Here is a 14,064-nt window from a genome sequence, read left to right as displayed (position 1 = left end):
ATGTCCACGAGGAAGTTTCCCGAGGTCTCCGCCGAGGCCGTCCAGGCATGGCTGGTGCGGGCCGTCGCCGACCGTACCGGGTTCGATCCGCTGCGGGTCGAGGTCGAGCGGCCGATCGCCGAGTTCGGCCTGGGGTCGCACGATCTGGTGGCGCTGGCTGTGGGCCTGTCCGAGCGGATCGGCCGTCAGCTGGATCCGTCCCTCCTCTACGACCACCCCACCATCTCCTCGGTCGCCGCGGCACTGTCCGGCGCCGGACCCACCCGTACGCCCGCCACGGCCCCCGTATCCGTCGCTTCCCCCGTATCCGTCCCGTCCGGCGTGTCCCCCGTGGACGACATCGCGATCATCTCGATGGCCTGCCGCTTCCCCGGGGGCGCGGACGATCCGGAGGGGCTGTGGCGGCTCCTGGCCGCGGGTGAGGACGTCATCGGCGAGGTCCCCGCGGGCCGTTGGAACACCCAGGCGCTGTACGACCCGGACCCGGAGGCCACCGGCAAGGCGTACACCCTGCGCGGCGGGTTCCTCACCGACATCGACCGCTTCGACGCCTCGTTCTTCGGCATCGCGCCGCGCGAGGCGGCCGCGATGGACCCGCAGCAGAGGCTGCTGCTGCAGACCGGCTGGGAGGCGATCGAGCGGGCCGGGATGGTCCCCAGGGCGCTGAGCGGCAGCTCCACCGGCGTCTACCTGGGCCTGTACGACAGCGGTTATCTGGCCTCGGCCGGGCTTGGCCGGTTGGACGGGCACGTCGGCACGGGCGCGGCGGCGAGCGTCGCCTCCGGCCGGCTCGCCTACGCGCTGGACCTGCGGGGCCCGGCCGTGACGGTCGACACCGCCTGCTCCTCCTCGCTGGTCGCCCTGCACCTGGCCGCGCGGGCGCTGGCGGGCGGCGAATGCGACCTCGCCCTGGCCGGCGGCGTCACGCTGATGGTCACCCCGCGCGGCCACGTCGAGTTCAGCAGGCTCCGCGGGCTGTCGCCCACCGGGCGGTGCCGGCCGTTCTCGAACGACGCGGACGGCGTGGTGTGGGCCGAGGGCTGCGGCCTGGTGCTGCTCAAGCGGCTGGCCGACGCGCGGCGGGACGGCGACCGGGTCCTGGCGGTCGTCAAGGGCTCGGCGATCAACCAGGACGGCCGCAGCCAGGGGCTGAGCGCCCCCAGCGGCCCGGCGCAGGAGCGGGTCGTACGCGCCGCCCTGGACGCGGCGGGCCTGGAGCCGCACGACGTGGACCACGTGGAGGCGCACGGCACCGGCACCCGGCTCGGCGACCCCATCGAGGGCCGCGCGCTGGCCTCCGTCTTCGGCCCCGGCCGTCCGGCCGACCGGCCACTGGGCGTGGGGTCCGTGAAGTCGAACATCGGCCATCCGCAGGCCGCGGCGGGGATCGCCGGCGTCATCAAGATGGTGCTGGCCCTGCGGTATGAGCTGCTTCCGGCGTCGCTGTACGCCGGGCACCCGACCGAGCAGATCGACTGGGCGGGCGGCGGCCTGGAGGTGGCAGGACATGCGCGGGCGTGGCCGCGCGGCGAACGGGTGCGCCGAGCCGGGGTGAGCGCGTTCGGGATCAGCGGGACCAACGCGCATGTGGTGATCGAGGAGGCGCCCGAGGACCTGACGCCGTCCGCCGTGCCGTCTCAGCAGGACAACACTGGCGGTGAGCGGCCCGGGGCAACACTGTTCCCGCTGTCGGCCCGCGGCCTGCCCGCGCTGCGCGGACAGGCCGGCCGGCTCCTCGACGCCCTGACGGCGGCCGAACCGGGCCCGCCCCTGCCGGCCGTCGCCGCGACGCTGGCGCATCACCGTACGCACTTCGAGCGGCGCGCCGTCGTCGTGGCGCGCCACCGCGACGAGCTGCTGAGCGGGTTGCGCGGCCTGGCGTCGGGGCAGCCCGACGAGAACCTGGTCGTGGAGGCGCGGGAGACGCTTCCGCCGGGGAAATTGGCCTTTGTGTTCCCCGGCCAGGGCGCGCAGTGGGCCGGGATGGCCCGTGATCTGCTGGCCCGCTCCGCGCTGTTCGCGGACGAGCTCGACCGCTGTGACGCGGCCCTGCGCCCGTACACGGACTGGTCGGTCACGGCCGTTCTGCGCGGCGACGCGCAGGCGCCTCCGCTGGAGCGGGTCGATGTCGTCCAGCCGGTGCTGTTCGCCGTCATGGTGTCCCTGGCGGCGGTGTGGCGGGCCCGTGGGGTGCGGCCGGACGCCGTGGTGGGGCACAGCCAGGGCGAGGTCGCCGCGGCCTGTGTCGCCGGGGCCTTGAGTCTGCACGACGCGGCGGCCGTGGTGGCGCTGCGCAGCCGGGCGCTGACCGGTGCGGTGGGGACGGGCGCCATGGCCGTGGTGGCCCTGCCGTCCGAGGAAATCGAGGCCCGCCTTGCGGCGCTGGGCGGGAAGGTGTCCGTCGCGGCCGTCAACAGCGGCAGGTCGACAGTGGTGGCCGGGGAGGTGGCGCCGTTGGAGTCGCTGCTGGCCGACCTGGAGCGGGAGCAGGTGTTCACCCGGCGGCTGAGTGTCGACTACGCGTCGCACAGCGCGCAGGTCGAGCCGGTACGCGAGGCGATCCTGTCCGAACTCGACGGCATCGTCACGTACCCGGCGTCCGTGGCGTGGTATTCGACGGTGTTCGGCGGGCCGGTCGGCGAGGAGTTGGAGGCCGACTACTGGTACCGCAATCTGCGCGAGCCGGTCCGCTTCGCTGCCACCGTGGAGCGCATGGTGGCCGACGGTTACCGCTGTTTCGTCGAGCTCAGCCCGCATCCGTCGCTGCTCACCGCCCTGCGGACGGTCGCCGAGGACAGCGGAGGCGAACTGGTCGCCGTCGGTTCCCTGCGGCGCGACGAGGACGGGCCCACCTGTCTGGACCGGGCGGCGGCCGAACTGCACGTCCACGGGCGGGAGATCGACTGGTCGCGTCTGGTCGCCGATGGCGCGTGGGCCGAGTTGCCGACGTACGCATGGGATCCGCAGCGCTACTGGACCGAGCCCGACTCCTCGGCCGGCGCCTGGGGCCTGCTCCCCCGCGCCGGACATCCGCTGCTCGGGGTCCAGCTGCAGTCGCCGGACGCGACGCGCTGGACGTTCCGCGGCGAGTGGTCCCGCGCCACGGCGGAATGGCTGCCCGACCACATGGTGTTCGGGCAGGTCGTGGTCTCGGGGACCACCCTGGCGGAGCTGTGCCGGGCCGCGCTCGCCGTGGCCCGCCCCGACCGTCCGGCCGACGTGTCCGACCTGCTGCTGCTCGCGCCGCTGACGCTGCCCGCCTCCGGCACGGTGGAGGTGTCCGTCGAGGTCGTGGCCGCGGACCCGCGGGCCGTGCCGGAGGTGTTCGTGCACAGTCGGCCGCGCGGGCCGGAGTCCGGGGCCGAGGGGTGGACGCTGCACGCCACCGCGTCGGCCGGCGAGCCCGCCACGGGGGCCTTCGGCCCGCCTCCGGTGTGGCCGGAGGCGGCCGAGCCGTGCTGGGGCCCGGACACATACGCGCGTCTCGCCGAGGCGGGCCTCGGTTACGGACCGGCGTTCCAGGGCGTCCGGACGGCGGTGCGCACCGGCGACGGTGAGCTGCTGGCCCGGCTGTCGCTCCCGTCGCACGCCCGGGATGTGGCGGATCCGTATCCGGTCCATCCGGCCCTGCTGGACGCCGCGTTGCAGGTGGCCGCCGCGTTCGACGACTCCGGCCGGGTGCTGCTCCCGGTCGCCGTCGGCCGATGCGAACTGCCGCCGGGCGACGCGGCCGACCTCATCGCGTCGGTGCGGCGCACCGGCCGCACGGGGACGGATATCACGCTGGACGTGGCGCTGTGGGACCCGGATGGCCTTCCGGTGGGGCGTCTGGAGGGCGTACGGCTGCGCGGCGCCGACCCGGCGGTGTTGCGGGGCGCCGCCGAGAGCGCTCGGCATCTGTACGAGGTGGCATGGACGGCCGTGGCCACCGAGGCAGAGCCGGGCGTCGCGCCGTCGCCGGGCGATGGCTGGGTCCTGCTGGGCGGCGATCCTTCCGACGAGCAAGTGGCGGCGGCCCTGAGCAGTCTCGACCCGGCCGGGACCGGGCCGCGTACGGCCGGCACGGTGGACGCGTTGCCGGACGGCACCGACACGCTGATCAGGCTCTGGCCGACCGCCGGTCCGGATGCCGAACCGGCCGCCGTTGCGGAGGAGTTGACGCGCGCCGGACTTGCCGAGCTGCGGGCCCTCCTCGCTCTTCCACAGGACCGGGCGCCGTCACGGGTCGTCTGGGTGACCGGCGGCGCGGTGGCGGCCGACGGCGGCGACACGGTGCCGGGCCTGGCCCAGTCGGCCCTGTGGGGCCTGGCCCGCAGCGCGCGCACCGAACACCCGGAGCTCGGCCTGCGCCTGATCGACCTCGACGGCCCCGGCCCATGGCTCGCCCTGACCACCGCGGTAGCGGAGCCCGACGAGCCCGAACTCGCGGTCCGCCGGGGCAGGTTGCTCGCGCCACGCCTTGTACGCGCCCGCGCCGGGGACGCCACCCCTCTCGACGACCGGTCGGACCCGCAGACGGTGGTGCCCACCGACGGCACGGTGCTGATCACCGGTGGTCTGGGCGCGGTGGGTGGGCATATCGCGCGGTGGCTGGCCAAGAGTGGTGTTCCGCGGCTGGTGCTGACCTCCCGGCGGGGCCCCGACGACCCGCGCCGCGCCGAGGTCACCGCGGAGCTGTCCGCGCTCGGCGCCGAGGTCGACGTGGTGGCGTGCGATGTGGCGGACGGGGCGGCGCTCGCCAAGGTGCTCGACCGCATCGGCCGGGTAGGCGGTGGCCGTGAACTGCCGCTGCGCGGTGTTGTCCACTGCGCGGGGCTGCTGGCCGACGGGGTGCTCGCCGAGCAGACGCCCGAGCGGTTCGCGGAGGTGCTGCGCCCAAAAGTGGCGGGCGCGGTCAACCTCCACCGGCTCACCGCCGACACACAGCTCGACCTGTTCCTGCTGGTGTCCTCGGCCGCCGGGGTGGTGGGAACCGCCGGGCAGAGCAACTACGCGGCCGCCAACGTCCTTCTCGACCAACTGGCTCACCACAGAAGCGCGTCGGGGCTGCCGGGCCTGTCCGTATCCTTCGGGGCCTGGTCGGGGGCCGGGCTCGCCGTCGAACACGCGGATCTGGAGCGGATGGCCCGGGCCGGTTATCGCGCGCTGACCCCCGATCAGGCGTGTGAGCTGGTGGAGCTCTCGCTGTCGCGCCGCGCTCCGCATCTGGTCGCCTGGGCCCTGGACCGGTCGCGGCTGCGCGACACCTTCGCCCGCGACAGCGGCCCGGCGGCGCTGTGGCGCACGCTGCTGCCCGCGCCACAGGCCACCCGGGGTGGCGCCGCCCTGGCGGACCGGCTCGCCCGCCTCCCGGAGGCCGAGCGGGCCGAACGGGTGCGCTCCCTGATCCGTGGGGAGGCGGCCCGGGTCCTGGGGCTGCGTTCGCCGGACGCCATCCGCCCCGATCAGCCGCTGCGCGAGCTGGGCATGGACTCGCTCATGGCCGTCGAGCTGCGCAACCGGATCGGTGCCCGGCTCGACTCCCGGCCGGCGGCCACCGTGTTGTTCGACCATCCGACGACGGCCCGGCTCGCGGACCATCTGCTGAACACCGTGTTCGCGTCGGCCGACCGTACGGCGAAGCGGCCCGCGCCCGGCGCTCCGGCGACACGTGCCGGGTCCGACGAGCCGATCGCCGTGGTCTCCATGGCCTGCCGGCTGCCGGGTGGCGTCGCCGGCCCCGAGGCGCTGTGGGAGCTGCTGGCCGAGGGCCGCGACGCGGTCGGCCCGTTCCCGGCGGACCGTTGGGACGTCGCGTCGCTGTACGACCCCGACCCGGAGGCCCCGGGCAAGACGTACGCCCGGGAGGGCGGTTTCCTCCAGGACATCGACACCTTCGACGCGGGCTTCTTCGAGATCACCCCGCGCGAGGCCGCCGCGATGGACCCGCAGCAGCGGCTGCTGCTGGAGACGGCGTGGGAGGCGCTGGAGCGCGCCGGGATCGTACCGGCCGAGCTCGCGGGCAGCACCACCGGCGTGTACGTCGGCATGTTCGGCAGCGACTACCTGGCCGGGTCCCGGCTCGACCAGTTGGACGGCCATGTCGGCACCGGGACGGCGCTCAGCGTGGCCTCGGGCCGGCTCGCCTACGCCCTGGGGCTGCACGGCCCGGCCCTGACCGTGGACACCGCATGTTCCTCCTCGCTGGCCGCGGTGCATCTGGCCGCCCAAGCGCTGCGCTCCGGCGAATGCGATCTGGCGCTGACGGGCGGGGTGACGCTGATGGTCACCCCGCGGACGTTCGTGGAGTTCAGCCGGTTGCGGGGGCTGTCCCCGACCGGCCGGTGCCGGTCGTTCTCCGACGACGCCGACGGCGCGGTCTGGGCCGAGGGCGCGGGGATGGTGGTGCTCAAGCGGCTGGGCGACGCGCGGCGCGACGGCGACGAAGTGCTCGCCGTGCTGCGCGGCACCGCGGTCAATCAGGACGGCCGCAGTCAGGGCCTCTCCGCGCCCAACGGCCCGGCCCAGGAGCGGGTCGTACGCCGGGCCCTGGAGCTGTCCGGGCTCGCGCCCGCGGACATCGACTACGTGGAGGCGCACGGCACCGGCACCACACTGGGCGACCCGATCGAGGCGGGCGCCCTGTCGGAGGTGTTCGGCGCCTCCCGCCCGCAGGGCCGCCCCCTGTACGTGGGCTCTCTCAAGTCGAACCTCGGCCATCTGCAGGCGGCTTCGGGCATCGCCGGTCTGATCAAGGTGGTGCTCGCGCTGCGCCACCAGACGCTGCCGCGCACCCTGCACGCCACCCGGCCCACCCGCCACGTGGACTGGGACAGCAGCGGGCTGCGGCTGCTGCGCGAGCAGGTGGCCTGGCCGTCGGGCGCGCGGATGCGGCGCGCCGGGGTCAGCGCGTTCGGGATCAGCGGCACCAACGCCCATGTGGTCGTGGAGGAAGCGCCACACCAGGCACCGATCCCGCAGGTCTCCCCTCTGCCCCAAGGGGCCTCGGAGCGGCGGCTGTTCGTGGTGTCCGCGCGCAGCGACGCCGCCCTGCGCGGCCAGGCCGCCCGGCTCGCCGAACACCTGGCCGCGCTCCCGGCCGACGGCCTCGCGCCCGCGCTGCCGGACATCGCCCATACGCTGGCCCGCCACCGCAGCCACTTCGAGCGGCGCGCGGCGGTGCCGGCCGGTGACCGGGGCGAACTGCTGGCCGGTCTCGACGCGGTGGCGAGGGGGGACACGCAGGCAGACGTGTCGCTGTCGCCGTCGGGGGCCACGCCCGAGGGCAAGGTGGCGTTCGTCTTCCCCGGACACGGCGGACAGTGGCCGGGCATGGGCGTGGAGCTGATGGCCGGCTCGGCGGCGTACCGGGAAGAGCTGTCCCGCTGCGACGAGGCGATCGCCCGCCACACCGGCTGGTCGGTGCTCGCGGTGCTGCGCGGCGAGGAGGGCGCGCCCGGCCTGGAGGGGACGGACGTCCTCCAGCCGGTGTTGTTCGCGGTCAACGCCTCGCTGGCCGCCGCCTGGCGCTCCCTGGGGGTCTTCCCCGACGCGGTGGTCGGCCACAGCCTGGGCGAGATCGCCGCGGCGTACGGCGCGGGCGCCCTCACCCTGGACGACGCCGCGGCCTTGGTGGCCCGGCGGGCCCGCGCGATCGTGCCGCTGGCGGGTGCCGGCGGGCTGCTGTCCGTGGAGCGCTCGCGCGAAGAGGTCGAGCGGTTCCTCGCCCCGTACCCGGACCGGCTGTTCGTGGCGGCCGTCAACAGCGGCACGTCCACCGCCGTCTCCGGCGGCCTCGACGCGCTGGCCGAGCTGCGACGGCGGCTCGGCGAGGAAGGGGTGCCCGCGCGGCGGCTGCCTGTGGCGTTCGCCTCCCACAGCCCGCTGATGGCTCCGCTGCGCGGGGAACTGCTCGACGCCCTGGACGGTGTCCGGGGCACACGGGCGCGGACCCCGCTGTACTCGACGGTGCTGGCGGAACCCGTCGCCGGTGACCGCCTGGACGCCGACTACTGGTACGCGAATCTGCGGGAGCCGGTCCGGTTCGCCGACACGGTGCGGCGCATGCTGGACGACGGCTACCGCTACTTCGTCGAGCTGAGCCCGCATCCGTCGCTGGGCCCGGCGATCGAGTCCGTCGCCGCCGAGGCCGGGGTCGACGCGGTGAGCGTCGGCTCGCTGCGCCGCGACGACGGCGGCCGGGACGGGCTGCTGCGCCGGCTCGGGCAGTTGTACGGCGCGGGGCATACGCCCGACTGGTCGGTCCTCTTCCCGGCGGGCCGCCGCACCGACCTCCCCACGTACGCCTTCGCCCGGGAGCGCCACTGGCTGTCGGCCGCTCCCGCGCCGACCTCGGGACCGGGCACCTCGCCGCTGGTCGGCACGCACCTGGAGGCCAGCGACGAACCGGACCGGCACCTCTTCCAGACCGACATCGACCTGCGGGACGGCCGGTTCGGCTATCTGCCCGACCACCGGGTCGCCGGGGAGGTGTGGCTGCCCGCCGCGGCGTTCCTGGAGATGGCGCTCGCGGCGGCTTCGGCCCTCCAGGACGGCGGCGGACCGGTACGGCTGGCCGAGGTCGAGTTCGAGGCGCCGCTGCGGCTGGCGGCCGAGGCGCCCGTACGGCTGCAACTGGTCCTGCGGCCGGAGGAGGGCGGCGTGCGGAGCTTCACCATCGCCTCGACGGCCCTGAACGAGCGGCGGCCGACCTGGATACGGCACGTCCGCGGGCTCGTCGCATACGCCGACAACGAGCCCGGGGCCGAAACCGGCGCCGCTGGTGAACGGCTCGCCGCGCTGCGGGACAGGTGCGCCGAGGCAGTCGACATGGCCGGTGTCCACACCGGCCTCGCCGCCCTGGGCATCGACTACGGCTCGGCCTTCCGGCGCCTGACGGAGGGGCGGCGCTCGGACGTCGCGGCGCTCGGACGGCTGGCCGAACTGCCCGCCTCCGGGCATCTGCTGCACCCCGCGATCCTCGACGCGGCCTTCCAGACCGCCGCCCTCCCGGGCGACGCCCCCGCGGGCCGGGCGTTCGTACCCGCCGGGGTCGGACGGCTGCGGTTCACGGGGCTGCGTACCGCTCCGGCCTGGGCGACCTGCTCGCTGCGCGCGGTGGACACGGACGCCATGACCCTGGATCTGCGAATCTGGGACGAGCGGGAACAACTCGTCCTGGACATCGAGGGATTCCGGCTGGCCGCGCTGACCGGGCTGTCCCCGCTGGACGGCTCGCTCTTCGAGACGCGGTGGCTGCCCCGGCCCGCCGCGCGGGAGCTGCCCGCCCGGGGCAGCTGGCTGATCCTGTCCGACGAGTCGGGTGTGGGGGCCGCGCTCAGCGATCTGCTCGGCCCGGCGCCGCATGTGGTGGCCCGCAGGGGCGACACCTTCGCGGCCGAGGCGCCGGGGCGCTACCGGCTCGATCCGCTGAACCCGGAACACCTGGCGCGGCTGCTGGAGGAGGCGTTCCCCGAGGGCCCGCCCGAGCGGGTGGTCCAGCTGTCCGCCCTGGACGCCCCGGCGATCGACTCCGCGACCGACCCGGCCGAGGCGGCCAACCGGGTGGCCCGGCTGTGCTGTCTGACCACCCTGCACCTGGTACGGGCGCTCACCGAGCGGCCCCGCGGCCGGGCCCCGCGCCTGTTCCTCGTCGTACGGGGCGCCCAGGCCGCCGGGGACAGCGCGGAGGTGACACATCCGCAGCAGGCGCTCGGTTGGGGCTTCGGCCTCGGGGTGGCCCAGGAGTACCCCGAGCTGGCCACCACGCTGATCGACCTCCCGCCCGACGGCGGCCTCGACGCCCTGTGGACACAGCTGCGGCACGCCGACGACGAGCGCCTGGTCGCACTGCGCGCGACGGGCCGTCTGGTGCCACGCCTCGTACGCACCCGCCCGGACGACGCCGGGCGCGGCGACATCCGCCCCGACGGCACGTATCTGATCACCGGTGGCCTCGGCGGCCTCGGCCGGGTCGTCGCCGAGCGCCTGGTACGGCGCGGCGCGCGCCGGCTGGCGCTGCTGAGCCGGGGCGCGCCCACCCCGGAGGCGGCGCGCTGGCTCGAGGCGCTACGGGGGCGCGGCGTGACCGTATGCCACGTCCGGGCGGATGTCGCCGACCGGGAGGGCCTGGCCGCCGCGCTGGACGGGCTGCGGCGCGAACTCGGCCCGGTCATCGGCGTCGTCCACACCGCCGGTGTGCTTGACGACGCCACTCTGCCGAATCTGACGGACGAGCGGGTGGAGCGCGTCCTCGCCCCCAAGGTGCTGGGCACGGCCCTGCTCACGGAGCTGGTGCCGGAAGCGGAGCGCCTGGTGCTGTTCTCGTCGGCGGCGGGCCTGCTCGGCTCGGCCGGGCAGAGCGCGTACTGCGCGGCGAACGCCTTCCTGGACGCCTGGGCACACCATCTCGCCCGCGACAACCGGCCCGCGCTCAGCCTCGACTGGGGTGCCTGGACGGGCGTCGGGCTGGTATCCGAGTCCGACACCCGGGCCGCGTCGGTGAGCCGGTCGGGGCTGATCGGCTTCTCCCCGCAGGAAGGGGGCGAGCTGTTCGAGCGGCTGCTGCCCACGGCGCGCCGTCAGCTCGTGCCGCTCGCCCTGGACTGGGCGGCGCTCGCGCTCGACCCGGACACGGCACGGTCGCGGCCGTTGCTGTCCGACCTGGTCACCGCCCTGGAAGCCGCCCCGGCCGCCGCGCCGGGCGCGGACGGGCTGGTCGAGCGGGTGCTCACCGCCACGACGGCCCGGGAGCGGACCGACCGGCTGGAGTCCTATGTACGAGCCAGGGTCGGCGAAGTGGCCGGCCTCGGTGTCACGGACGCCGCCCCCACCACGGCCCTGAAGGAGCTGGGGCTCGACTCCTTGATGATCGTCAGGCTGCGCAACGCCTTCACCCGCGACCTCGGCGTCGAACTGCCCACCTCCGCGGTGTTCTCGGCAGCCGACATCCACGGCCTCGCGCGGGACCTGGGCGCGGCGCTGGCGGAGCGGGACACCACCCAGAACGCCAAAACCGCCACCACCGGGCCAGGTTCCGCTCTTCCGGCGGCCGGGGCAGAGGTGCCCGAGGCCGATGTGCGGCCCGCGACCCGTGACGTGGTGCGGCTGTTGCGCAGCGCCCGGCAGGACACCCCGAGCGCCGCACACGCCATCGGCCTCGCGGTCCGGCTCACCGCGCCCACCACCCGGCGGCGGCTGACGGACATCCTCAACCGGCTGGCCGGGCGGCACGCGGCGCTGCGTACGGCGATCCTCCCCGGCACCGGCACCGGGGAGGGCCCGCGGCTGCGGGTCGAACGAGCGCCTGCCGGCCCCCTGCTGCGCTGGTCGGAGCTCGGCGGCGGCGCGGACCAGGATGGTGGTGAGGATGGTGAGGTGGACGGGCGGCTGCGGGAGTTGCTGGAGCCGCCGTTCGACCTGGCGGCCGCGCCGCTGTGGCGGTTCGAACTGCTCGACCGCGGCGACCGGGGCCAGATCCTGGTGTTCGGTGCGCACCACGCGGTGAGCGATCTGCAGTCGCTGCTGCTCGTGGCGGCCGAGATCGACCGCGAACTGTCCGGCACCGCGCTGGGCGACACCCCACTGGACGACACCGTCTCCAACCGCGACATCGACCTGCTGCTGCATGCGCAGGACACACAGGACACGCAGCGGGCGCGGCCCGACGACCGGCCCGACGACGCGGTGACCGAGTGGCGTGAGGCGTTCACCGGCAGCGCCCGGCTCGATCTGACCCTCGCGCGGCCGCGACCGCCGGTGCGCTCCTTCCGGGCGGGCAGTGTGACCCTGGCGATCCCCGACCGGCTCATGGAGCGGGTGTCGTCCCGGGCGAGCCGGCTGGCGATCACACCGGCCGCCTTCTGCCTGGGCACGCTGACCGTGCTGCTGGCCCGCGAGCGGGAGCGCGACCGGTTCGTGCTCGCCGTGCCGGTGGACACCCGTATCCACGTCGACGCGTACGACGCGGTGGGCTTCTTCGGGGTGCCGGTGCCCATCCCGGCCCAGGCCGCCCCCGGCGAGGCGATCGAGGACGTACTGCGCCGCGCCGACGGCCGCCTGGACCGGGTGCTCACGAAGGGCGCCATGTTCTCCGACGCCCTGTCGGCGCTCGCCGCGCAGGGGCTCCACCGGGAGAACGCGCCGCTGGTCGAGGTGTACTTCAACTACGTACGGTCCTCGGCGGCGCGGCTGGACCACCTGGAGATCCTGCCGGCCGGGACCGGATACTCCGACCTCGACCTGATGGTCACCATGACGCCGGACTCCGGACGGCTGCGGCTGGACTACAACCTGGACATCATGGACGAGGCCGACTGCGCCGCGCTCGGCGAGGCGTTCCTGCGGCTGCTCGCCGTAGCGGCCGACGATCCGGCGACCCCGGCCCGTCCCCCGGCACCCATCCGTCCCTCGGTACCCACCCGCCCGGCGGCCACGGCCGGTCCCGCGGCCCCGGCCCCCGCCCGTCCCGCGACGCCGCGCCCCTCGCTCGCCCTCGCGGCCACCTTCGCCCTCGGCAACCTGCCGCTGCTGTGCGAAACGGCCCTGAACGACGCGAATGACACCGCGTCAAACGGCGGTGGCGGCCAGGTGACGGTCGCGGAGGCGCCCTACCACCATGTGCTGGCGAGCCTGCGGGATCCCTCCGGGGTCTTCGCCGACCCCTCCACGGCGCTCGGCGTGGTGCTGCTGAGGGCCACCGACCTGGAGCGGTTCGGGCCGGTCAGCGACGCGCTGCTCGCCGAGTTGCGCAGGGAGTACCCGGCCGCGCTGCGATCCGTGTCCGAACGGACCCGGACGCCGCTGGTCGTCGGGTTCCTGCCGTCCTCGTACGGCGACGACCGTCTGGAGCGGTGGGAGCGCGAGCTGGCCGCCGAGCTCGCGGAGCTGCCCGGCGTCGCGGTGCTGCGGCACGACGACTGGACCCGGCACCACGCGGTCGCGGACCGGTTCGACGACCACACCGAAAAACTGGCGCATCTGCCGTTCACCCCGCCGTTCCAGGCGGCCGTGGCGCTCACCCTGGCCGAGGTGGTCCGGGCCGTGCGCCGTACGCCGCCGAAGGTGATCGCGGTGGACGGCGACGAGACGCTGTGGAGCGGGGTGGCCGGGGAGATCGGCCCGGACCGTGTGGACCTCGGCGGCCCCCGCGCGCTGCTGGCCCGCCGACTGCTCCAGTGGCGCGCCGCCGGGGCCCTGCTGGTCCTGGTCAGCAACAACGACGAGGCCACGGTACGGACCGTGCTGGACCGCCCGGACAGCCTTCTGCGGGCGGAGCACTTCAGCATGGTCTCCGCCACGTGGGGCCGCAAGGCGGAGCGCCTGGAGGCCGCGGCGCGCGCCCTCAACCTGGGCCTCGACAGCTTCGTGTTCCTCGACGACAACCCGGTCGAGATCGCCGCCATGCGGTCCGCGCTGCCCGAGGTGCTGTCCGTGACCTGCCCGGCGGCCGGGGAGCTGGCGCCGTTCCTGGGCCGGCTGTGGCCGCTGGTCCCCGCTGCGGCCACGGCGGAGGACTCGCTGCGCGCGGAGTTCTACCGCCAGGAGCGGGCCCGTGACGCGGTGCGCGAGCGGGCCGGGTTCGCGGAATTCCTGGCCCAGCTGGACCTGGAGGTCGACATCCGGCCGCTGTCCGAACCCGATGTCCAGCGCGCCGAGCAACTCGTACGCCGCACCAATCAGTTCACCCTCCGCGCCCGGTCGGCCGACGGCGGCGATCTGGAGCGGTGGCGCCGGCAGGGCGAGGTGTGGACGGCCGCGGCCCGCGACCGGTTCGGGGACTACGGGCAGATCGGGCTGCTCGCGGTCCGCCAGGAGGGCGACCGGCTCGACGTCCTGGCCTGGATGCTCAGCTGCCGCTCACTCGGCCGCGGGGTGGAGGAGCGGCTGCTGGGGTGGCTGGCCGACCGCGCCGACGCCCTGGGGTGCGCGACGGTGCGCCTGACGGCGGAGCGGACACCGCGCAACGTACCGGCCCGGCGGCTGCTCGCCGCGCTGGGCGGCGGCGAGCCGGACGATACGCGGCTGACGGTCGTGACGACGCCGGAAGGCCTGCGGGCGTTCCGGTCCTGGGAGCAGTGAGTTGAC

At 75.3% G+C, this 14,064-nt stretch carries 1 protein-coding gene; it reads left to right on the top strand.

Features of this window, described 5'->3' with window-relative positions:
- A complete protein-coding gene (locus tag ACH4U7_RS41320; protein WP_398532935.1) occupies positions 1-14,058 on the top strand; it encodes an SDR family NAD(P)-dependent oxidoreductase in 14,058 nt (4,685 codons plus the stop codon).
- Positions 14,059-14,064 lie beyond the last annotated feature (6 nt).

Source organism: Streptomyces sp. NPDC020845 (assembly GCF_044334165.1).
GTDB lineage: Bacteria > Actinomycetota > Actinomycetes > Streptomycetales > Streptomycetaceae > Streptomyces.
This window is presented reverse-complemented; position numbering and strand designations above follow the sequence as displayed.

Bases quoted from the DNA above. Each gene is read 5' to 3' on its own strand.
- ACH4U7_RS41320 (WP_398532935.1), top strand. From the start codon at position 1: ATGTCCACGAGGAAGTTTCCCGAGGTCTCCGCCGAGGCCGTCCAGGCA.